At 65.6% G+C, this 19,887-nt stretch carries 21 protein-coding genes; 11 read left to right on the top strand and 10 right to left on the bottom strand.

All coding sequences use genetic code 11. The features are described from left to right. Nucleotides 1–81: 81 nt before the first annotated feature. From DWB23_RS04685 to DWB23_RS04670, 4 genes are all read right to left on the bottom strand, one after another. Nucleotides 82–816, bottom strand: coding sequence for a CehA/McbA family metallohydrolase (locus DWB23_RS04685; protein WP_121741623.1), 735 nt, complete (start codon nucleotides 814–816; stop codon nucleotides 82–84). Continuing rightward, nucleotides 813–1,511, bottom strand: coding sequence for a CDP-alcohol phosphatidyltransferase family protein (locus tag DWB23_RS04680; protein WP_121741927.1), 699 nt, complete (start codon nucleotides 1,509–1,511; stop codon nucleotides 813–815). Before DWB23_RS04680 ends, DWB23_RS04685 begins: the two co-directional genes overlap by 4 nt. Before the next feature lie 159 nt (nucleotides 1,512–1,670). Then, nucleotides 1,671–2,246, bottom strand: coding sequence for a GNAT family N-acetyltransferase (locus DWB23_RS04675; protein ID WP_121741622.1), 576 nt, complete (start codon nucleotides 2,244–2,246; stop codon nucleotides 1,671–1,673). A 113-nt stretch (nucleotides 2,247–2,359) separates the two neighbouring features. After that, complete coding sequence (locus tag DWB23_RS04670; RefSeq protein WP_121741621.1) at nucleotides 2,360–4,021, bottom strand: hypothetical protein; 1,662 nt, start codon at nucleotides 4,019–4,021, stop codon at nucleotides 2,360–2,362. A gap of 248 nt (nucleotides 4,022–4,269) precedes the next feature. On the opposite strand from DWB23_RS04670, the gene DWB23_RS04665 reads away from it, so the two are divergent. The 4 genes from DWB23_RS04665 (at nucleotide 4,270) to DWB23_RS04650 (ending at nucleotide 9,640) form a co-directional block, all read left to right on the top strand. Then, on the top strand, nucleotides 4,270–5,058 hold the full coding sequence (locus tag DWB23_RS04665) for an ABC transporter ATP-binding protein (protein WP_121741620.1): 789 nt from the start codon (nucleotides 4,270–4,272) through the stop codon (nucleotides 5,056–5,058). A 181-nt stretch (nucleotides 5,059–5,239) separates the two neighbouring features. Then, on the top strand, nucleotides 5,240–6,133 hold the full coding sequence (locus DWB23_RS04660; protein WP_121741619.1) for a DUF5518 domain-containing protein: 894 nt from the start codon (nucleotides 5,240–5,242) through the stop codon (nucleotides 6,131–6,133). Between the two features lie 72 nt (nucleotides 6,134–6,205). Then, nucleotides 6,206–8,758 carry a dihydropteroate synthase gene (folP, locus tag DWB23_RS04655; protein ID WP_121741618.1) on the top strand — a complete coding sequence of 851 codons (2,553 nt, stop codon included), beginning with the start codon at nucleotides 6,206–6,208 and terminating at the stop codon, nucleotides 8,756–8,758. Between the two features lie 114 nt (nucleotides 8,759–8,872). After that, nucleotides 8,873–9,640: a prolipoprotein diacylglyceryl transferase gene (locus tag DWB23_RS04650; protein WP_121741617.1), complete on the top strand. Its 768-nt coding sequence runs from the start codon at nucleotides 8,873–8,875 to the stop codon at nucleotides 9,638–9,640. A gap of 76 nt (nucleotides 9,641–9,716) precedes the next feature. Here DWB23_RS04650 and DWB23_RS04645 read toward each other — a convergent pair whose 3' ends face one another. Next, complete coding sequence (locus tag DWB23_RS04645) at nucleotides 9,717–9,986, bottom strand: hypothetical protein (RefSeq protein ID WP_121741616.1); 270 nt, start codon at nucleotides 9,984–9,986, stop codon at nucleotides 9,717–9,719. Between the two features lie 171 nt (nucleotides 9,987–10,157). On the opposite strand from DWB23_RS04645, the gene DWB23_RS04640 reads away from it, so the two are divergent. Together DWB23_RS04640 and DWB23_RS04635 are read left to right on the top strand one after the other, a co-directional pair. Further along, a complete protein-coding gene (locus DWB23_RS04640) occupies nucleotides 10,158–11,213 on the top strand; it encodes an aldo/keto reductase (RefSeq protein ID WP_121741615.1) in 1,056 nt (351 codons plus the stop codon). Between the two features lie 141 nt (nucleotides 11,214–11,354). Beyond that, nucleotides 11,355–11,813 (top strand): NUDIX hydrolase, encoded by a 459-nt coding sequence (locus DWB23_RS04635; protein ID WP_121741614.1) that lies wholly within the window; start codon nucleotides 11,355–11,357, stop codon nucleotides 11,811–11,813. Nucleotides 11,814–11,977: 164 nt separating this feature from the next. On the opposite strand, the gene DWB23_RS04630 is transcribed toward DWB23_RS04635, so the two are convergent. The 4 genes from DWB23_RS04630 to DWB23_RS22885 form a co-directional block, all read right to left on the bottom strand. Further along, a complete protein-coding gene (locus DWB23_RS04630; protein WP_238717342.1) occupies nucleotides 11,978–12,655 on the bottom strand; it encodes a pirin family protein in 678 nt (225 codons plus the stop codon). A 174-nt stretch (nucleotides 12,656–12,829) separates the two neighbouring features. Continuing rightward, nucleotides 12,830–14,269 (bottom strand): DUF402 domain-containing protein, encoded by a 1,440-nt coding sequence (locus DWB23_RS04625; RefSeq protein ID WP_121741612.1) that lies wholly within the window; start codon nucleotides 14,267–14,269, stop codon nucleotides 12,830–12,832. A 64-nt stretch (nucleotides 14,270–14,333) separates the two neighbouring features. Next, entirely contained in the window at nucleotides 14,334–14,711 is a 378-nt protein-coding gene (locus tag DWB23_RS04620; protein ID WP_121741611.1) for a DUF7532 family protein, read from the bottom strand. A 54-nt stretch (nucleotides 14,712–14,765) separates the two neighbouring features. Continuing rightward, nucleotides 14,766–14,927 (bottom strand): hypothetical protein, encoded by a 162-nt coding sequence (locus DWB23_RS22885; RefSeq protein WP_162989748.1) that lies wholly within the window; start codon nucleotides 14,925–14,927, stop codon nucleotides 14,766–14,768. 124 nt (nucleotides 14,928–15,051) lie between these two features. Here DWB23_RS22885 and DWB23_RS04615 point away from each other — a divergent pair, with 124 nt between their 5' ends. The 3 genes from DWB23_RS04615 (at nucleotide 15,052) to DWB23_RS04605 (ending at nucleotide 18,612) form a co-directional block, all read left to right on the top strand. Further along, nucleotides 15,052–16,065: a PrsW family intramembrane metalloprotease gene (locus DWB23_RS04615; RefSeq protein WP_121741610.1), complete on the top strand. Its 1,014-nt coding sequence runs from the start codon at nucleotides 15,052–15,054 to the stop codon at nucleotides 16,063–16,065. An 83-nt stretch (nucleotides 16,066–16,148) separates the two neighbouring features. Then, complete coding sequence (locus DWB23_RS04610; RefSeq protein WP_121741609.1) at nucleotides 16,149–18,047, top strand: hypothetical protein; 1,899 nt, start codon at nucleotides 16,149–16,151, stop codon at nucleotides 18,045–18,047. Nucleotides 18,048–18,261: 214 nt separating this feature from the next. Then, nucleotides 18,262–18,612: a hypothetical protein gene (locus DWB23_RS04605; RefSeq protein WP_121741608.1), complete on the top strand. Its 351-nt coding sequence runs from the start codon at nucleotides 18,262–18,264 to the stop codon at nucleotides 18,610–18,612. Nucleotides 18,613–18,642: 30 nt separating this feature from the next. Here DWB23_RS04605 and DWB23_RS04600 read toward each other — a convergent pair whose 3' ends face one another. Beyond that, nucleotides 18,643–19,248, bottom strand: a complete 606-nt coding sequence (locus DWB23_RS04600; RefSeq protein ID WP_121741607.1) for a riboflavin synthase — start codon at nucleotides 19,246–19,248, stop codon at nucleotides 18,643–18,645. Nucleotides 19,249–19,371: 123 nt separating this feature from the next. Between DWB23_RS04600 and DWB23_RS04595 the strand changes: the two genes are divergently transcribed. Beyond that, complete coding sequence (locus DWB23_RS04595; RefSeq protein WP_121741606.1) at nucleotides 19,372–19,662, top strand: DUF7533 family protein; 291 nt, start codon at nucleotides 19,372–19,374, stop codon at nucleotides 19,660–19,662. Between the two features lie 67 nt (nucleotides 19,663–19,729). Then, on the top strand, nucleotides 19,730–19,870 hold the full coding sequence (locus DWB23_RS22880; RefSeq protein ID WP_162989747.1) for a hypothetical protein: 141 nt from the start codon (nucleotides 19,730–19,732) through the stop codon (nucleotides 19,868–19,870). The last annotated feature ends 17 nt before the right edge of the window (nucleotides 19,871–19,887 follow it).

Raw genomic sequence — 19,887 nt, 5'->3', positions numbered from 1 at the left:
GGCGCTTCTCGAATCACAGCGACAGCGCGACGAACCGGAACGTCGCGCCGTACTACCCTCGAATTCGGCATCGCAGACCGCTCAGAACAGCGAAAGCGACGGCGTCTTCCGCCGGGCGTTGCCGACGACCTTGGTCATGTACTGCCAGGCCGTCGTCCGATCTCCGACGGGGTCGGTTCGACCGGCGCGCATCGCCTCGAGGACCGTCTCGGTCGCGGGCGTAGCATCCGGGGACGAAACGGCGTCGGCAGGGAGTCGAACGTCGGTAGCGGCGCGGCCGACGTTCGCCGGACGGTGGGCGTCACTGCCGCCGAACCGGGGGTAGTCGCGGCGGATCACGAACCGGTCGGCCTGTCGGTTGCGGACGTTCGTGACGGCGTGGGCGTTGTAGACCTCGACGCCGTCGACGCCGTCGATCGCGGCCCCGCGGGCCCCGTGGCGCGAGCGCTGGAACGGGTGGGCGACGACTGCGATCCCGCCGGCGTCTCGCACCGTTCGGGCCGTCCGGGGGAGCGGGCGGCCGGGTTCCGGCGCGGCGTCGACGCCGAGCGCGAGCAGGTGGCCGTCGGCGGTCGAGACCTCGCAGCCGACGATGACGAGGAGATCAGCGGGCGCCAGTCGCGCGACCTCACGGGCGCCGTCGATCGTATCGTGGTCGGTGACGGCGATTCCATCGAGGCCGGCGCGGCGGGCCGCGTCGACCAGTTCCGTCGGCGTCGTCGTCCCGTCAAAGGACGCCGCGGTGTGCACGTGGGGGTCGATTCGGAGCGTTTGCGGCCCTGGATCGATCGCGGCGTATTCGGTCCGGTTCGTCATAGGTAACCGAACTCGAGGCCCAGTGCCAGGCCGACGGCCGCGACCGCGGCGAGGCCGGCGAGAAGGTGGGTGCCGTCGGTCTTGTAGGCCTTGTAGTCCGAGACCATCAGCGGGCAGGCGGCGGCGACGAGCAATCCCGCGATCCAGCCGTTCCACGACCCGACGAGAGCGGCGACGAAGTAGTTCGCGACCACGAGGAGGTTCGTGTGGACGACCGTCGTCCCGTGGTAGTAACTGGCGCCGCCGTCGGAGCCGAATCCTTCCTCGTTGTGCCGGACCAGTCGCAGACCGCCGAAGGCGAGCACGAGGAAGCCGACGACGAGGCTAGCGAATACGTGCGGCGCGAGGACGAAGTGATAGAGAAGTACCGCCGGCACCAGGTAAGCGAAGATGTCGATGAACGAGTCTACCTGCCGGCCGAACGGCGACGACGTCCCCGTGCGGCGGGCGTACCAGCCGTCGGCCTTGTCCAGCAGGAACGCGCCGAACATGGCCAGCAGCGCCCAGTTGGGTTCGCCGCCGACGAACAGTAGGGCGCTGGCCCAGCCGACGAACAGCGCCCCGAGGCTGATGTAGTCGGCGCCCGTCAACTGTTCGAGCACGTTCGTTCGTTCGGCCGACGTCCCGACCCGTCGATCGGCGAGATCCAGTCGGTTCCTGACGCCCCGTATCGCCTCTCGCAGTTCGTTGGTCATCCGCTCGAGTGGTACCTCCACCCGAACCGAAATAAAGCTGCTCCGAGAACTATTTACTTAGTGCGTATCTATATAGTTCCTGGTCGCTACGTGCCAGTACGGAGTTTCCGTCGATCTGTACGGGACGGCGAATGCACCGAGCTCGGAGGTATGTCCCGATCAGGTCGGTCGAACCGATCGATGGGAGAACGGACCGACCCTGACGTAGCGGCGGCGGCGATTCGGGTCGAATCCGTGGCGTTCGAACAGGGCTCGCGAGGGGCTGTTGTCGAGCGCGACCAGCGCCGTCGCGCGTTCTTCCCCCCGTTTCCGGGCCAGTCGGCAGGTCTCGCCGACCAGCGCCGTCGCGATGCCGCGGTTGCGGTGGTCGGGGTCGACGAAGACGCGCCTGATGTACACCCCCTCGAAGCGCAACTCCCGCTCGAGGGGATGGATCTCGTGGGCCGCGTCGACGGAGCAAAACAGGTAACCACGGGGACGGTCGTCCTCGAGCGCGGCGACGACGAGTTCGTCCGACTGGAGTTCTTTGATTGGCGCGTCAAGCGCTGTGACCGTCGACGGATCGCAGGTCTCGACCGCGTATGCACTGCGCTGGCTCCCGCCGTCGGCGGCCGGCGCGTCCTCGAGGTCGGCGACGTACTCGATCATCTCCGTCGCCGTGATTCCGCGCCGTGCGAGCGCGTCGTAGACGGCGCGACCGTACCGATTCCGTGTCAGCCGCCACAGCCGTGGCATTGCGCGAGCGGTTTCTCGGCCCGCGAAATAAGTATTGGGTCGTCGATATCGGGACGTCGACGGTCGCCGACTTCGAATACGAGCTCGGCCGCGCTCGAGGAGGATTCGGGAATTCAGTCGAGCGTGTACCAGTCGAACCGTTCGACGGCGTACAGCGACGAGACCACCGGCGCGACGAGGCCGATAACGAGGACGGCCCACGCGGTGATGGTGATCCCGCGAGCGGAGACTGACACGTCGGGACCGGGCGTCCACGCGGAGACCGTCGTGATCAACTCGGCGAGCATGTCGGGGGAGTCCGTATAGAGGACGACCGCTGCGGCCGCCGGGAGTACGATCGCGAGCGAGTAGACGACGAACGCGGTCTTGCTCGGCATCACCGCCTCGCGGTTGTTCGTGACGTTGACGCTCCCGAACCGGGGGAACGTCGACCCGATACCGGTCGCGAGCGCCGGCGTTACGACGGTGCCGACGACCGTTCCGGCAACCAGCGCGGCCGTTTGCTCGAGCGAGAGCGGGCTGATGAGTCCCAACGCGAGCGAGACGACGAGGGCGACCGGGGCGGCGACGAGCGTCCCGGCGACCACCAATCCACTGATGGCCTGCCGCCCGGTGAGCGGCGACGTGACCACGGCCGGCAACGCCGGTCCGAGGTCGCCCAGCGGGTTGAGTGTAAACAGGGCTCCGGTGGCCCAGATGACGTAGAGCGAGAGGATCACGGCCGCGTACGAGGGTACCGTTCCGGTCTGGATGATACCCTGAACGAATCCGATCGCACCGAACAGCGGATAGGCGACGTAGACCAGTCGGATCGGGGCGCGTTTGGTTCGACGGATGGCAGTCAGCGTGACCGTCTGCGTCGGTCGCGCGACGCCGCGAGCGAGCAGCCCCGCGAGTCGGTTCGACGAATCCGGCTGTGCCGGCTCCGCCGATTCCTCGAATCGGGCGGGATCGGCGAACCAGTGTATCCGCGCGGAGGCGATGCCGACGGCGAACGCGACCGTACTAAGGAGCGTTGCACCCACAATGGCTCCAGCGATCGTCGCGCTCGAGGCGGCAACGTTCGGGACGCCGGCCAACAGCAGGTGGCCGGGCCAGCCCAGCGGGCTGTCTTGGAGGGCGGTGAACAACCGGCCCATGACGACGTTGAACTGCCCCGTCATGATCGCGCCGAAGTAGACCACCCAGAATCCGATGAGCAACACCACTCGATACCGGGCGATCGGCTCGTAGACGGTGACCAGGTGGCGGACCCAGGTGCCGACGACGAACCCGACGGGGACGGCGGTGACGAGGACGAGCGCGACGGCGAGCAGCGTGAACGGGACGGGGAGGATCGTCCCCGCACCGTAGGCGAACGCGCCTGAAAGCAGTATTGCCGGTGGCACGAGCCAGACGCCGAACAGCAGGATCTCGGCCGCGATGACGCCGATGACGGTGTTCCGGAGCGACGTCGAAGTGAGCAGAAAGGCGGGTTTATCGACGGTCGCTGCCGACGTGAACGTTCGTATTCCCGCCATAAAGATCAAAAACAGCCACCCGACTGCGACCCCGCCGGTGACGAGTTCCGTCGCCATCGCAGCGCCTTCGGCGGTGACACCTTCCGCCAACTGCTCGCCCAGTTCGGGGAGCAAGTAGCCGCCGGCGATCACGACCGACCCGAGCATGAACACCGCGAGCGCCGCCATCATGAGCAGCTTCGTCCGCTCGGAGGAAACCGCTCGAACCGTCCGGCGAAATTCCGTTCTGGCGACGACGAGGGGAACGCGCGACATCACCGATACCCCCACACGAACCGGGGACTGCACGTTGGTTCGGGGATCATAATCGATAGCGCGTCCTGCACCGAGTAAATAGTTTGGATTTTGTCATGCGGTCGGAGCCGGACCGTCGACGGCGGCGTCCGTCGCGAACCGGTCGTTCGCGACGGCGTTCTCGGCTGAATCGCGTTCGGACGTCGGTGCCCTCGCCCTCGACGGAACGTGTTACACATTTATACAGATGCCGACGAAACGAGACGAGTATGAGCTCTGTCGATGCAGCCGCCATCGAAACCGAGTCCCTCACGAAACGGTACGGGGAGACGACCGCCGTCGACGGATTGACGATGGACGTCGACCGTGGAACGGTCTACGGCTTCCTCGGCCCGAACGGCGCGGGGAAGACGACGACGATGCGGATGCTGACGACGCTTACCAAGCCGACGTCGGGAACGGCGCGCGTCGCCGGCCACTCGATCGCCGACCGCGAGGACGTCACGCCCCACATCGGGTACCTGCCCGAAGAGCCGCCGATCTACGACGAACTCACCGGCCGCGAGCAACTCGAGTACGCCGCCGGTCTGCGGGATCTGCCCGAGGCCGAGTCGCGCGACCGGATCGAGTCCATGCTCGAGCGATTCGACCTGCTCGAGGACGCCGACAGGCGCATCGAAGGCTACTCCAAGGGGATGCGCCAGAAGGTCGGCGTCATCCAGGCGGTGTTGCACGAACCCGCCGTCGCCTTCCTCGACGAACCCACGAGCGGGCTCGACCCTCGCGCCGCTCGGACGATGCGCGAGACGATCGCCGACCTCGCGGATCAGAAGATGACGATCTTCCTCTCGACGCACATCCTCCCCGTCGTCGACGAACTGGCCGACGAAATCGGCGTCCTTCACGACGGCAAACTCGTCGCTCAGGGGGAGCCCGAAGCGTTGAAATCCCGCGCCGAGACCGGCGAAGCCCGCAGTCTCGAGGAGGCGTTCCTCGAGGTGACCCAGGAGACGCCAGAGGAGGAAACGGGCCGTTCGGCGGAGGCGTCGCCGAAGTAGCGTCCGCGCTATCCGCTCGTATCGCCCCATCCACGTTCATCGCCCCGTCGCACGTTCCGCCGGGGTGTCGGCCCGCCGAGCCGCCGGTGGTCTCCGTCGCTCGAGCGAGCCGAATCTCTCCAGTCATGTGAACGGACCAATAGATTAACGGATCCGTATCCGGTACACGAACAGGAACACCATGGCTCCACTTCGAGCCCTCCGGGACGGACTGACCGACGACTCGTTGCGGGTTGCGATTCTCGTCGGACTCGCCACGGTTCCGTTCACGCTCGCCCTCTCGTGGATATCGGCGCCGGACGATGTCGCCACCGTCGGCGGCACCGTTTCGGGTGAAGCCCTCCTGTTGGCGGGGCTGATCGTCGGCTACTACTACAGCGACCGAGAGACGGAGAGCCGCCGTGCCGGGATCTGGACCGGTCTCGCCGGTTCGATCGCGGTAGTACTTCTGTACGTCACTCACACGATCACGACGATCGGTTCGCACTCGTCGCGATGGACCGCAGTCATCGTCGTCTTGACGCCGGTCGCCCTCGTGATCGGCGTCGGACTCACCGTTCTGGTCACGATGGTCGCCGCACAGCTCGCGGGCTGGGTGACGACGAGACTCGATCGAGACCGGCGCGTGTCCGGCCCTGCGGGCGGCGACGACCGAACCGGTCCCGCCTCGAAATACTGGAAGGCCGTCGCCGCGTACGTCCTCGTAGCCCCGCCGGTGTTGGGATACGTGCTGTTGGAATTGGGAGAAAGCGATGTCGGATTCCTCCTTTCTGCGCTGGGGATGCTATTTCTCGTCCCCCTTTCGATCGTTGCGTTCGTCGCGCTCTTCATCGACGCGACTGCTCCCCGGGAACGCGGAACCGGTTGGCTCCCGAGCGTATGGGTGTACGTCGGCGGTCCGCTCGGCGTGTACGTGGGCGTCTATTCGGTGGCGACGCTCTGGGGAGTGGGATATCCACCCGGATACGCCATCTACAGCTTCTTCGGTGCGCTCTGGCTCGCGTCCGCCGTCTATCTCGTCAACCGCCATCGGTACTTCGACGCCGGTGGCTCAGCGTCGGGTCAGCCGGGGTGAGCCTCGAGCGGCCGACTGACCCGCCAGACTCGAGTCCGACATTCCTAAGCGCGCGGACTCTGTGATTCGAGTATGGAGTATTACGAGGCGGCGGACTTTTTATTCGATCTGCGGCGGTTCCGCCCGAAACCGGGGACGGAATCGACAGCGCGGCTACTCGCCCACCTCGAAAATCCCCACGAAGGGGTCGATTTCGTACAGATCGCGGGCTCCAACGGGAAGGGAAGTACGGCGCGAATGGTCGAACGGAGCCTCCGGGAAGCCGGGCTCTCCGTCGGGCTCTACACCTCGCCGCATCTCGAGGACCTTCGCGAACGGATCCGCGTCGACGGGCGCAAAATCCCCCGGTCGGCGGTCCGTGACTACGTCGAGGCCGTCCACGAGTACATCACCCAACGCGGTGCCGACGGCGAGTCGCCGACGTTCTTCGAGACGATGACGGCGATGGCGATCTGGCACTTCGGCCGCGAGGACGTCGACGTCGCCGTCCTCGAGGTCGGCATCGGCGGCAAGTACGACGCCACGAGCGTCGTCGATCCGGTTGCCAGCGCGGTCACGAGCGTCACCCTGGAGCACACGGGGATCCTCGGCGACACCGAAGCGGAGATCGCCCGCGATAAGGCCCACGTCGCCCCGGCCGACGCGCCGCTGGTGACCGGCGTCTCCGGGGACGCCCTCGAGGCGATTCGCGACGTCGCGGGCGACGTCGTTACGGTCGGTTCGCGACGCGACGGAGCCGATGGGACTGCTGTGACCGAGGCGGAACACGCCATTCCGCCGGACGTGCGGGTCACCTACGGCGGTCGGACGAACCATACCGAAGCCGCCGTGACCGTTGATGCCGGCGACTGGCACCTCGAGACGCGGATCCCCCTGTTGGGAACGCACCAGGCCGAGAACGCGGGTATCGCCGCCGTTCTGGCCCGCCAACTGACCGATCTCTCCGACGACGCGCTCGCACGGGGGTTGCGAAACGCCCACTGGCCGGGTCGGTTCGAGGTACTCGATACGGAGCCGCTGGTGATTCTGGACGGCGCGCACAACCCCGGTGCCTGCGAGCAACTCGCGGCGACGCTGGCGACCTACGAGTACGACACCCTCACGCTGATCTTCGGAGCCATGCACGACAAGGATCACCGCGAGATGGCGGCGACGCTGCCGACGCCGGACGTGGCGATCACGACGGAACCGAACCTCGAGCGGGCCGAAGACCGCGACGTTCTCGCCGAGGTGTTTACGGACGCCGGCGTCGGGGACGTTCGCACGAACGCGACCGTTCAGGACGCGCTCGCAACCACGCTCGCGGACGCCGACGCCGACGACTGCGTGCTCGTTACCGGCTCGCTGTTTGCCGTCGCCGAGGCTCGCTCGAGGTGGCTCAGCGCCGGCGTCCCCAAGCGAGTTCGCAATCTGGAGGACGCCCGCGGGGCGCTCGCAGGGGCGGACGTTCCCGAATCCGGCGTTCACCGACTGCAGGGTGACGCCGTTCACCGCGTCGTCAAAACGAGCCTCGACCACCGGCAGGCCACCGCCCTGAAACAGGACCTGTTACGTTTCGGCGGCGAGTGTGCGCTTTCCGGCCTCCGACGGAACGACGAGACCGTCGACGCCGTCTTGATGGGGACCGTCTCCCAGTTCGAGCGTCTCATCGAAACGCTCGAGTCCGGAACTCGAGGTGGACCCCGATCCGACGCTCGGTCACACGAACGTGCGGAGATCGCTCGAGAACTTCGCGAAACCCTCGAGTTCGACTCGAACGGCCCCGATCCGAGTTCGGATACCGGGCGGGACGCCGAACCCACGGCCTCGAAGTATCCGTGGGCCGACCACACTGCGATGATGGGGATCCTGAACGTCACGCCCGATAGCTTCCACGACGGCGGCGAGTACGACGCGGTGGGCGACGCCGTCGCCCGCGCGGAGGCGATGGTCGAGGCCGGTGCCGACGTGATAGACATCGGCGGCGAGTCGACCCGACCCGGTGCCGACCCCGTTCCGGCCGACGCGGAGATCGATCGCGTCGTTCCCGTCGTCGAGCGAATCGCGGACCTCGACGCCCTCATTTCGGTCGATACCCGCAAGGCTGCGGTCGCCGACGCTGCTCTCGAGGCGGGCGGCGATATCGTCAACGACGTCTCGGGTCTCGAGGATCCCGAGATGCGCTTCGTCGTCGCCGAGCACGGCGCGGGGCTCGTCGTGATGCACAGCATCGACGCCCCGGTCGTTCCGGATCGCCGGATCGAGTACGACGACGTCGTTGAGGACGTGATCGACCAGCTTTCCGAACGAATCCTGCTTGCGGAGAAGGCCGGCATCGACCGCGAGGATATCGTCGTCGACCCCGGGATCGGCTTCGGAAAATCCGCTCGCGAAGGCTTCGAGGTCCTCGGTCGCATCGACGAGTTCCGCGCGCTCGGCTGTCCGGTGCTGTTCGGCCACTCGCACAAGTCGATGTTCGACCACGTCGGCCGCGAGGCCGGCGATCGCGGTGCGGCGACCGTCGCGGCGAGTGCGATCGCGGCCGATCGCGGGGCCGATATCGTCCGGGTCCACGACGTCCCCGAGAACGTTGCGGCGGTCAGGACGGCGCTCGCGGCACGCGATCCGGATCGCTTCGAGTGGTAACCGGTCGACGCGACCCCGTGCGAGATCGGGTATTCGGTTTCAGTTGCCGGTCCAACTTTCAACCGTGCGGGATGCGTACCAGTCGTGAGCGCAGCGTGCGCGGAGGACCAATCAATGTCTGAGGAACGCGATTACGACCTTTCGACGGACGAGTTGGAACGCATCGAGTCGCTCGAGACAGGGAGTCCGATAGCGCTGGCGCGGTCGGTCGCCTCCGGTGACACCAAGCGCGAGCTACTGCCGTTGCTGGGCGGCGGTGTGGTGCTCCTGTCCGCCCTCCGATCGCTCGGCCGGGGCCAGCTACGGGCGCTTCCGAAGGGAGTTGCCGCCGCTGGGTTGCTCAGCTACGGCCTTCGAAACCGCCGCTCGAGCGAAGCGTCGACGTTCGAGCCACAGACGGACGAAATCGAGGGCGGAACCGAAGGCAAGGAAACGTCGGATCACGCCCACGCAGCCGCCGAGCGCCCCGATTCCGGTCGCGAGTCGCAGATCGACGCCGCCGGCGAGATCGACGACTCGGCGCAGCTCGGTGACGAGGGCGATACGGGGTCGCGCGTCGAGTTCACCGACGACGCGGACCAGGAGGAGCCGCGAACGAAACCGGAGAGCGGAGGCGACGAAGCGGACCCGCGGCGCGACACTGAGGACGGTCCGGTCGAGGTCGATGTCTCCGACACGGCCATGGCCGACGAGGTGAGCGAGGCGACGGGCCCCGATCCCGAGCAGGCCCAGCCGTCCCAGACCGACGCGATCGAACCCGAAGAAACGCCCGACGAGGACGCATCGGATATGAAAGTCGAGCCGGACGAGGACGCGGATGACGAGAAGGCACACGCCGATACCGACGACGAGTCGGCCGAAGACGACGACCACGATCGCTAATCGAAATCACGCATTCGCGTGAGCTGAGACGTACTCTGATACTTCGAACGCGAGCCGACTTCGTCGAGGCGGCTCGCTACCGCTCTCGGTCTCGAGTCGCCTCTTTCTGTGTCGCTTGCCATCCGGTGAGAATGAGCGCCGGAATCCCGATCGCACCGGCGACGAGCAGCGCGCCGACGACGAGCAGTCCTGGGCTGACACGCAGCGGAATCGCTTCGAGCGGCACCGCGGGATCGGCCTGCAACGCGACGAGGAGCGCGAGAACGGCGAGAGTCGCGAGTAACACGCCGACGAACACGAGCAACTGCGTTCCGTACTCGAGCGACCGGCTTCGTTCGTCGACCATACCATCGGTTGTCAGCGCTCGGCCATGAACTATTCGGACCGATTACTGCCGGACAGAACGCGGTGGACTCGACCGCTCGAACGGCACCGAGCGAACGCGTTCGGGCGGGATCGCGCCCGATCACGGGCGAGTTCCGTACCCAATAAGGTCTCTCGCTACGAAGGGGCGAATATGCAATACCAGGAACTCGGCGACTCCGGCGTCGAGGTCAGCGAGGTCGGATTCGGCGCGTGGGTCGTCGGCACCGACTGGTGGGGCGACCGCTCGGAAGACGACGCCATCGAGATGATCCGGTACGCCGTCGAGCAGGGTATCACCTACTTCGATACGGGCGACGTCTACGGCCACGGCCGCAGCGAAGAGCTGATCGGGCAGGCGCTGTCCGATGTTCGCGAGGAGGTGACGATCGCGACCAAGGTCGGCTACGATTTCTACAACAATCCGCAGGCCGGCCACGGCGAGTTGCCCAAGGAGATCGACCCCGACTACCTTCGCGACGCCGTCGAACAGAGCCTCGAGCGCCTCGAGGTGGACTCCATCGACGTCCTCCAACTGCACAACGCCGACGTCGAGGAGATCACCCCCGACGTGCTCGACGTGCTCGACGAACTCGAAGAAGAGGGCGTAATCGACGCCACGGGCCTCGCGCTCGGCCCCTCGATCGGCTGGCTCGCGGAGGGCGACCTCGCGATCGAAGAGGAGTTCGACTCGCTGCAACTCGTCTGGAACGTCTTAGAACAGGAGGTCGGCAACCACTTCCTCGAGACGATCGAGCGAACGGGCTCACAGACGAGCCTGATCCCTCGCGTGCCTCATTCGTCGGGCATTCTCAACGAACAGGTCACGCCCGACACCGAACTCGGCGAGGGCGACCACCGCGGGTTCCGCCCCGACGAGTGGTACGAGACCGGCTGGGAGAAACTCGAGAAGCTGCGGTTCTTAGAGCGCGACGGAGAGCGAACGATGGGACAGGCCTCGATCGCGTGGCTCCTCTCCCACGACCCGGTCGCGTCCGTGACGCCGACCTTCCGCACGAAGGGCGATATCGACGAGTGGGCGGCCGCGAGCGACGTGCCGAAGCTTTCCGACGAAGAGCTGGCTCGAGTCGAGGGGTTGTACGAGAACGGATTCGAGATCGATCGCGACGACGGGATGGACTCCCTTCGCTCGTCGGTCGACGGCGCAGACATCGAGTCGGCCGGGCTGGACAAGCTCGCAGCCGACTGAACACTGGAGCATCCTGTGGCAGCCGGTGTATACCCGCTCTATTCGCAGGAAGTACTGTTATGGGTGCACATAACACCTTAGCCTCTTTTAACACCTTTTGGGGTGTGTTTTTTATGTACCGACGGTGTGACTAGTTGTACTATGGAAAACGTAACGTACGTCCAGAAGGCGTGTGCGTATGTCACACGCCAGACGGGTGAGTTATTGGTTTTCGACGGGCCGGGACACGATGGGTTGCAGATTCCGAAGGGAACGCTCGAGCCCGGCGAATCGCCGCGAGAAGCGTTGTTCAGAGAGGTCGTCGAGGAGAGCGGACTCGGGGCGCTCAATGCGACGAGACACCTGACGACGGACGTCTGGACGCGCCGCGAGTCGCCTCCGAAACGATACGTCCGGCACTTCTTTCACTCGACGGTCCACGAATCCCGCGACCGCTGGACGCACACCGTAACCGACGGCGGAGGGGAACACGGCTACGAGTTCGACCTGCACTGGGTCAAGCCGACGGCCGCCAGAGAGTTCGCGCTCGACCTCGACGATTACGTTCACTTGCTGCCGACCACCGGCCGGACCGAAGACGTTGCGACGATTTCGGATTAACTATAGTAGCCACTGAAAGTCAATGCACACCCCATCGCACGACAGCTATGCGATGGGTGTGTAAATCGTTTCAGTTGTTACTATACTTCGCTCGTCGTTGTGACGCCACGGATCGACCGACCAGTTTCTTGCGGCCGACACCGTTCGACCGATGAAACGAGTGCTTACGCGACGATCGGCCCGCGTTGGTGGATCTCCTCCTCGTGTGGCGCGCCATCGACGACGACGCGGCACGTCTCGTCCGTCGAAAGCGTGACAGCGCCGCCGTCAGTACCGACGGAATAGAACTGTCCGCGCTCGAGCGGCGTTCCGTCCACCGTTCCCGATCCTGAAACGACGTAACAAAAGCCGACCCACTCGTCCGGTCGGTCCCACGCCCACGCCGTCCCCTCCGAGAGCACCACATCGAGGTAGGTCATCGGCGTCTCGAACTCGAGCGGCGAGCCCTCGCCGACGACGGTCGTGACGCTCGCTCCGTCCACCGCTTCGGTCGGCAACTGATCGCTCGAGGCGTCGGCGTACGACGGCTCGATATCCTTTCGGTTCCGCGGAAGATTGATCCACAACTGGAGGCCGCTGCAGGGTCCATCGGCCGGGAATTCGGAATGCCGGATCTCCTCGCCGGCGGTGATTCCCATCGCTTCGCCCGCTCGAGTCGTCGTGTCGTCACCCAGCGAGTCGCCGTGAGCCATGCCGCCCTCGAGCATGTAGGTACAGATCTCGAAGCCGGCGTGTGCGTGGGCGGGGAAGCCCTGGCCGGCGTCGATGTGGAACCGCTCGAAGAGCACGAACGGATCCTGGTGGGAGTGCGCCCGCGTCGGGAACGCGCGATTCGCCCGCATACCGCCGGCGTGGGCCACGTCCGCGGCGTCATAAACGGTGGGGATCGACTGAGACGTGGAATCAGACTCGCTGGGTGCCATTCACCACTGATAGGGGCGTGATGTCGATAAAACGCGGGTTTCCAGAACCGATCGTCACCTCGACGCCTTCTCGGGGCGCAATCGCCGGCCGACTCACTTCGAGAGCGCGCGCTCGACGGCTTCGGCGACGCTCGTCGCCTTCTCGGCCAGTTCGTCCGAAACGTGGCCGTCCGCGACCGCCGCCTCGAGTTCGTCCGCGTCGACGATCTCGACCGCGCTGTCGGGAGTGCGGATCACGTCGACGTAGAGGTCGACGTACCGCGCGGAGTCGGGGAAGAGTTCGACGGGGGTACAGACGTTGACGTAGGTTCCCTTCGCCGATCCGGCGGCGTCCTTGTACGTCGTCGGGTACCACCACCGGCCCTCGCGAAACTTCGTGACGGCGACGTCGCCTTCCTCCTTCGGGACGCCGAGGGCGTCGTAGCTACCGCCGCCGCGCATCGAGCGCTCGAGCGTCACCTTCCCGTCGCCGTCCCAGTCGGTCACCTCGCCGCGACCCAGGGTGATCAACCGGCCGTCGGGCTTGCCGTGACCGATCTCGATCCGATCGCCTGCCGTCGGTCCGAACTGCCGGGTGACGGCGGCGAAGGGGAACTCGCCGTCGCCGTCGTCCCCCGCCGTGCCGGTCGACTCACAGACGGCCTCCGCGAAGTCGACCGCCGCGCTCGCGGCCCGGTCGGCGGCCTTGGTTCGGTGATGTCCCGGCATCGTCGTCTCGACTTCGCGGCGGAGCGCATCCAGCGCGAGTCGCGAATCGCGGCCGAACCAGCACCACGTCGTCGCTCGCGGCGCGGCCAACCGTCCCGGTTCGGCCGGTTCGTCGGGTGCGTCTGCGAGCGCGTCCTCGAGCGCCCGTGATCGATCCGCCGCCCGCTCGAGGGCGGTACGCATCGCCTCGAGATCGGCGTCGGCGGCCGCGCGCTGCCAGCGGACGCCCCATCCCGCCGGCACGTCGACCGACAGCAGGTCGGTCATCCCGACGAGTTCGTCTGCCTTTTCGCCCCGGAGGGCCGCCGAGACGCCGGTCCGGTCCCGCGAGAGCGTACAGAGCCCGCCCTGTACCTCGAGCGTCGGCACGACTCGCGGCTCGTCGTCGCTCCACGGCGGCGTTGGCTCGTGGACCTGTACGCGATAGCGATCGCCTTCGTCGACGTAGCCGTCCGCATCGTCGTAGTGCAGGTAGCCGCGCTGGTCGTCTCCGAGGTCGACCGTCGCGCCGCCACCCCCGCCGGCCTCGAGCACGTCGGCGTCGAAGACGGCACCGCGAGGGACGTCGCTCTTCCAGCGGAAACTATCGATCGCGAGCGCCTCGAGTTCGTCCGCGACTGTTTCGACCGCCTCGGATACGCCCGAGATCTCGACCCCCTGTCTGTCGCGGGTCGTTTCGATAGTCACGTCCGCCGGGGCGGCGGGGAACGACTCGTCGAAGCGCTCTCGAATCGGTTCGGAGGCCTGGACGACCTCGAGACCGTTCGTTCCGAGCAGGTGCGTGATCGCGGTGGTGTAGATGCCGCGCACGCGTGCCGTCGTCATCGCGGCCCCTCCGTGGCTACACGCCCGTCAGTGGAGATATACCCGACGCGTTCGAACACGAGGATCACCGCAGCGTCTCCCGATCGGGCGCGAATCGCACGCGACCGTCGATCGTCGGTCCGAGCGTCAGTTCGACGGACTCGTCCGGCAGTATCCGGCCGCCTTCGACGTAGACGCCCCACGAGTCGAACCGGAGCCATCCGCGCATCTCGTCGGCGTGGGTCGTGAGATCGAGATAGTCGACCGCGTGTTCGGGATACGCCGACGTCGAGTGTGCCATCTCCATGTCCGAGTAGACGGTGTCGTTGGCGTCGAAAAACTCCTCGAGCGCCGACGCGTCGGCGTCGACGGCGTCGACGATCGCCTGCGAGACGGCCTGAAGGTCGTCGGTCTTGAGGCCGGCGTCTCGAAGCGCCTTCTGAGTTCGCTGATCGAAGTGCATACGGGCGGGTTCGAAGGCGAGGCCTTTGTGGATTCCGAGTCCGCTCCGGGAGCGTTAATCGTCGGCTGTAACGGCGTCCGCGCTTCCAGAAGCGGTCGCGTCGGCGTCGTCTTCGTCCGCCGTCGATGCGTTGGCCGCGTCGATCGCTCGACTGCCGTCGGTCTCGTCCGGTTCCGGTGGCGCGCTGTAGAGGATGCCGCGGCTTGAACTGTACATGAGTGCCCGTTTATGGCGATCGAACACGGATAAGTACGATCCTTATACTGGTCTTGAGTGTCAATATCATACTAGGACCGTTCGTCGCCGAACGCTTACCGGAGCGGACGTCGTAGGAGGGGGTATGTCGCCTGGACGTGACCCGGTCGAACGGGCGGACGAGCAATCGAGAGATCTCTACGACGTATCGACGTGGGAGCCGCGATCGATCACCGATCGACTCGCGTCCGCGATTTATACCGGAATCAGCTACGGGTTCCAGACGATCGTTCTCGTCGTCGCGCTCGTGATCACCCTCGCCTTACTCGTCCAGCCCGCCGTACTCGTTCTGGAGGATCCGTCGCTCGCCGTTTTCTTCGGGCTCTCGGTCGTTCCCGCGGCGTTGCTCGCCGGGTTCATCTGGCGCACGGATATCACGACGAACGAACCCCTCGGACTCCTCGTCGGGACGTTCCTGTTGGCCGTGCTCTTCGCGACGTTCGCCGCGGTCGTAAACAGCGCGTTCGGTCCGAGTCTCCAGGCGATTCCGCTCGTCGGCACGATCCTCTTTTTCTACCTGATCGTCGGTCCCGTCGAGGAGGGCGTGAAACTCCTCGCAGTTCGCGTCTTCGCCTACCGAAGCGACACGTTCGATGCGGTCATCGACGGCGCGGTCTACGGTGCGATTGCCGGGTTGGGGTTCGCCGCGATCGAGAACGCCATCTACATCGCCAGCACGGTTTCCCAGGCCGGGGCCGGGACCGGAACGGTCACCGCCGCGACCGGCATCGCGACCGTTCGGGCGCTCGTCGGCCCCGGCCACGTCATCTACTCCGCGATCGCGGGTTACTACCTCGGACTCGCGAAGTTCAACCCCCGATACGCCGGTCCGCTCGTCGTGAAGGGGCTGTTGATCGCCGCTTTTATTCACGGAACGTACAACGTCACGGTCGGAATCGCTCCGGAACTCATCACCTCGGTACTCCCCATCGGCTTCGGCCTGGCGTTCGTCTCCTACGTGATACTCTTCGATCTCGTCATCGGGTACTATCTCTACCGGAAGATCGCTCGATACCGCCGGACTTACCTGTCCGTTAGAGACGACACCGGTACACCTCCGAAGCCGGAGCGGACCGAGTTCGAACCCCCACAGCGGTGACAAGCGACCTCCACCGCGACTATCGCACCGCCCACGCTGGTGCAGGCACCACCGGCTTGGGTACCAGTGGCGCAGATTCGGATATGAGTGCGACGTTTACCGACGACGACCTCGAGAAAACGGTCGAGAACGCCAACGGTGAGGTGATCGGGACAGTCACGGCGGTCGACGGCGAGACCGCTCGCGTCGCGCCGCGCGCCGGTATTCTGGATTCGATCAGGTCGACGCTCAGCTGGGGCCAGTCCCACGAGGACACCCTTGAGATTCACGAAACCGCCGTCTACGAAATATCGAGCGAGTCGATCCGACTCGACGTCGAGTCCGTCGATGCCCTCGAGGAAGAGCCGTCGGCCGACTCTCCGTCCGAAACGGGGCTCGAGTCCGACCACACGGCGTACCGAGAGCCCAGAAACGAACCCGCCGAGGAGACGATCGAGGACCCAACACGGGAGACGGCTCCCGAGGGAGGTGAGATGGCGGCCGCGAACGACAACGCGGCCGAGAGAGACGACGAAACGGGTGTGGCCGACGACATCGGTGCCATTGACACGGCCGACGCGACCGGGCCGGCCGCGGAACCCGGTGCCGTCGACGACGAGGAGACGGAGACGACCGACGGGGCCGCGACGGAATCGATCGCCGACGCTGAGACGGACGAGTCGGTGGACAGATCCGGCGTTCAAGATACTCCGATGGGTGATCTCCCCGACGAACCGGCGACAGAACCCTCGGACGAATCAGCGACAGAGCTCCCCGATGAACCGGCGACAGAACCGGATGAGATGGACGGCGGGGTGGATCACGATAGCGACCCAGCCGCAACGAGCGACGGGACCGACTCGAGCGACGGAATGACGGCCGGACCGCCAACCGACGAGTCGGACCCGGTCGACGAACTGGACCACGGTGTCGACATTGAATCGGCTGCCGACGCCGCTGAACCCGACGAGGGAGACGAGGCTGAAGGGCCGAGCGGAGCGGATGACGTTGCCGAGAAACTGGACACCGGCGTCGATCTCGAGTCGGCTGCGGAACCGGACGACGCGAAAGACCTCGAGACGAGCGAAACCGAAGCGATGGATCTGTCCGACGAATTCGATTTCAGCGTCGATATCGAATCGGTGGTGGAGGCGGATTCCGAGGCGGCGACGGACTCTCGATCGGAGGCGGAGACAGGATCGGACTCCCGTCCGGAAACGAAACTGGATCCCGACGTCGACGTCGATTCGTCCGGCGCGGCGGATTCACACCCGGAAACCGAGTTGGAGGACGATGTCTACGCTGCGTCAGCGACCGTCGACGCGAACTCCGAAATCGTTCCGGACGTCGATGTCGAATCGGCCGTCGACTCGGATCAGCGTTCGGAGCCCGAGACCGACCCCGATACGATCGCCGGCCGAGACAGTGACGCAGAAACGGGTGCCGAAACGACGGCTCGCGAGGTCGTTCCGGGGGACGCTGCCGTGGCTGATCTGGCGGCTGGCGAGACGACGCCCGACGCGAGCGAGTCCGAGGAAAGCCAGGACCGAGACCGCTCGGAAACTCCACTCTCGGCCGCGCTCGCCGCACAGCGCACCGCCATGGCGAACGGCCAGGAGCTGATCGAACAGGGACTCGCCGTCCAACAGAGCGCTGCCCGAGAGGCCTTCCAAACGTCGCTGCTCGTCCAGCGACAGGGGATCGAGGCGGCCCAGAACGCTACCCAACAGTACTTCGACGCCGTCTCCGCGCTGGCGGAAGCCGATGCCGGTGAACTGCGCGGCCGACAACAGTCGATGAACGAGGCGATCGCCGAACTCGAGGACGCCCACGGACAACTGGCGGACGAGGAACTCTCGGGACGGCTCGCGGACCACCTCGAGCAGCTTCGAGAGGTTCGGATGCAACTCGACGAGGGCGTCGAACAGGGAGATGAACGGGTCACAGCGGTACTCGAGCGACAGGTCGAGTTGCTCGAGGAATGCCGGCGACGGCTATCGTAGCCGCTGCAGATCGCTACACACCGATCGCCGGACGGCGTTGCAATCGGTGTGTGAATCGTTTCAGTGGCGGTGATAGCGGACGAAGCGGTGTGAGCCGTCGGGCGACAAAGGCGGGAGACGCTGCCGAGCGACTCGGTTCACGGACTGAGCAAGGCGTCGACCTCGAGCGGCCGCGGCGCAGTGTATATCCCTCCTGAACGGGTACGTTGTCGTGATGGTCGCAGTTATCGGATCGGTCGTCGCGTTCGTCGTTGCACTGCTCGTCGGCGGCCTGGCGATATATCTCGGCGCATCGATCATCGTCGACGTCGACGATTACTCTCACGCGGTCGTCACGGCGTTCGTCGGCGCAATCGTGTGGGCGCTAACGGCGTGGATTCCGCTGTTCGGCCCGATTATCGCGTTACTCGCCTGGATCTGGGTCATCAACTGGCGATACCCCGGCGGGTGGATCAACGCCGCGCTCATCGGCATCGCTGCGTGGGGCGCCGCGATCGTGATCCTCTTCGTGCTCAACACGATTTTCGGGCTGGGCGTTGGCGCGTTCGGAATCCCCGGCGCGTGATCCGTCCGTCGCTCGTACCCTGACGAACACCTACTCGAATCGCGCTTCGAGCAGCCGTTCGACGTACTTCGCGAGTACGTCGACCTCAAGGTGGACCGGATCGCCGACCTCCTTTTCGGCGAGCGTCGTGAGGTCGTAGGTCGTCGGAATGATCGCGACGGTCACGCGACCGATCTCCGAATCAAGGTCGGCGACGGTGAGGCTGATCCCGTCGAGCGTGATCGACCCCTTCTCGACGACGTAGCGCTCGTAGCCTTCGGGCAGTTCGAACTCGAAGAACCAGTCCTCTTCCACCGATTCGATACTCGAAACCGTCGCGACTGCATCGACGTGACCCTGGACGACGTGGCCGTCGAAGCGGCCGTCCGCGGGCATCGCCCGCTCGAGGTTGACCGTATCGCCCTCCGCGAGGTCGCCCAGATAGGTCCGCTCGATCGTTTCGGTCGCGAGAAAGACTTCGAACCACGCTCCCGCTTCGAAGCGCTCGACCGTGAGACAGACGCCGCTGACGCTGATGCTCTGTCCGTGCTCGAGGTCCGTCGCGACCGCGTCGGCTCCGATCCGGAGCCGGAGGCCGTCCTCGGTTCGCTCTCGAGCGACGATTACGCCGGTCTCCTCGACGATTCCCGTGAACATACCCGAAGATGCCAGCCGACGGCTAAATGCGTTCTGATACCGGTATGCGTTCCATATTTGGAACCGGGACGACCTGCGGCCTAGTCGTCGTCCTTTTGTCGCTACCCGCGCTATCACAACGCAATGGCCGGTATCATCGACACCATCAAACTCGCGGGAGTCCTCGTGCTCGCGATTCCCGCCGCGCTCGCCGGACTCGAGTTGCTGTTGGTTCGAGGCGAGACGCTGGTCGGCGGCGTCTTGCTCGTCCTCGCCGTCTTGCTCGTCCTCATCCAGCAACGGCTCACGATGCCGACGGACATTCCCGAACTCGCTGCGAAGCGAGTCGTTGGAACGGTAACGAGCGAGCCGGACGCCGAATCGACCGACTCACAGGAGACGTCGGCGACCGTCAGCGACGACGACCGTCCGTAGGCTGCGACCGAGGCGGAAATTTATATTCTTCTACACGAAAGGACAGGTATCCGGTCGATCGCTACGCATGCTCGATCTCATAATCGGCGTCCTCAAAATCGCAGAGGTAGTGGTCGATGCTACGGCAAGCATCTTCGGGTGGTTCCGAGGCTCCGATCAGGATACCGACGATGCCGAGTGCGGTGTGGAATCTGATAGAGACGAGTGACTGCCTACTCGAGGCAG

Source organism: Natronorubrum halophilum (assembly GCF_003670115.1).
GTDB lineage: Archaea > Halobacteriota > Halobacteria > Halobacteriales > Natrialbaceae > Natronorubrum > Natronorubrum halophilum.
The sequence above is the reverse complement of the archived record's forward strand: the minus strand, read 5'-3'. Positions and strand labels throughout refer to the sequence as shown.

Coding starts and splice junctions, on each gene's coding strand:
- DWB23_RS04685 (WP_121741623.1), bottom strand. CDS start 816: ATGACGAACCGGACCGAATACGCCGCGATCGATCCAGGGCCGCAAACG.
- DWB23_RS04680 (WP_121741927.1), bottom strand. CDS start 1,511: ATGACCAACGAACTGCGAGAGGCGATACGGGGCGTCAGGAACCGACTG.
- DWB23_RS04675 (WP_121741622.1), bottom strand. CDS start 2,246: ATGCCACGGCTGTGGCGGCTGACACGGAATCGGTACGGTCGCGCCGTC.
- DWB23_RS04670 (WP_121741621.1), bottom strand. CDS start 4,021: ATGTCGCGCGTTCCCCTCGTCGTCGCCAGAACGGAATTTCGCCGGACG.
- DWB23_RS04665 (WP_121741620.1), top strand. CDS start 4,270: ATGAGCTCTGTCGATGCAGCCGCCATCGAAACCGAGTCCCTCACGAAA.
- DWB23_RS04660 (WP_121741619.1), top strand. CDS start 5,240: ATGGCTCCACTTCGAGCCCTCCGGGACGGACTGACCGACGACTCGTTG.
- folP (WP_121741618.1), top strand. CDS start 6,206: ATGGAGTATTACGAGGCGGCGGACTTTTTATTCGATCTGCGGCGGTTC.
- DWB23_RS04650 (WP_121741617.1), top strand. CDS start 8,873: ATGTCTGAGGAACGCGATTACGACCTTTCGACGGACGAGTTGGAACGC.
- DWB23_RS04645 (WP_121741616.1), bottom strand. CDS start 9,986: ATGGTCGACGAACGAAGCCGGTCGCTCGAGTACGGAACGCAGTTGCTC.
- DWB23_RS04640 (WP_121741615.1), top strand. CDS start 10,158: ATGCAATACCAGGAACTCGGCGACTCCGGCGTCGAGGTCAGCGAGGTC.
- DWB23_RS04635 (WP_121741614.1), top strand. CDS start 11,355: ATGGAAAACGTAACGTACGTCCAGAAGGCGTGTGCGTATGTCACACGC.
- DWB23_RS04630 (WP_238717342.1), bottom strand. CDS start 12,655: ATGCGGGCGAATCGCGCGTTCCCGACGCGGGCGCACTCCCACCAGGAT.
- DWB23_RS04625 (WP_121741612.1), bottom strand. CDS start 14,269: ATGACGACGGCACGCGTGCGCGGCATCTACACCACCGCGATCACGCAC.
- DWB23_RS04620 (WP_121741611.1), bottom strand. CDS start 14,711: ATGCACTTCGATCAGCGAACTCAGAAGGCGCTTCGAGACGCCGGCCTC.
- DWB23_RS22885 (WP_162989748.1), bottom strand. CDS start 14,927: ATGTACAGTTCAAGCCGCGGCATCCTCTACAGCGCGCCACCGGAACCG.
- DWB23_RS04615 (WP_121741610.1), top strand. CDS start 15,052: ATGTCGCCTGGACGTGACCCGGTCGAACGGGCGGACGAGCAATCGAGA.
- DWB23_RS04610 (WP_121741609.1), top strand. CDS start 16,149: ATGAGTGCGACGTTTACCGACGACGACCTCGAGAAAACGGTCGAGAAC.
- DWB23_RS04605 (WP_121741608.1), top strand. CDS start 18,262: ATGGTCGCAGTTATCGGATCGGTCGTCGCGTTCGTCGTTGCACTGCTC.
- DWB23_RS04600 (WP_121741607.1), bottom strand. CDS start 19,248: ATGTTCACGGGAATCGTCGAGGAGACCGGCGTAATCGTCGCTCGAGAG.
- DWB23_RS04595 (WP_121741606.1), top strand. CDS start 19,372: ATGGCCGGTATCATCGACACCATCAAACTCGCGGGAGTCCTCGTGCTC.
- DWB23_RS22880 (WP_162989747.1), top strand. CDS start 19,730: ATGCTCGATCTCATAATCGGCGTCCTCAAAATCGCAGAGGTAGTGGTC.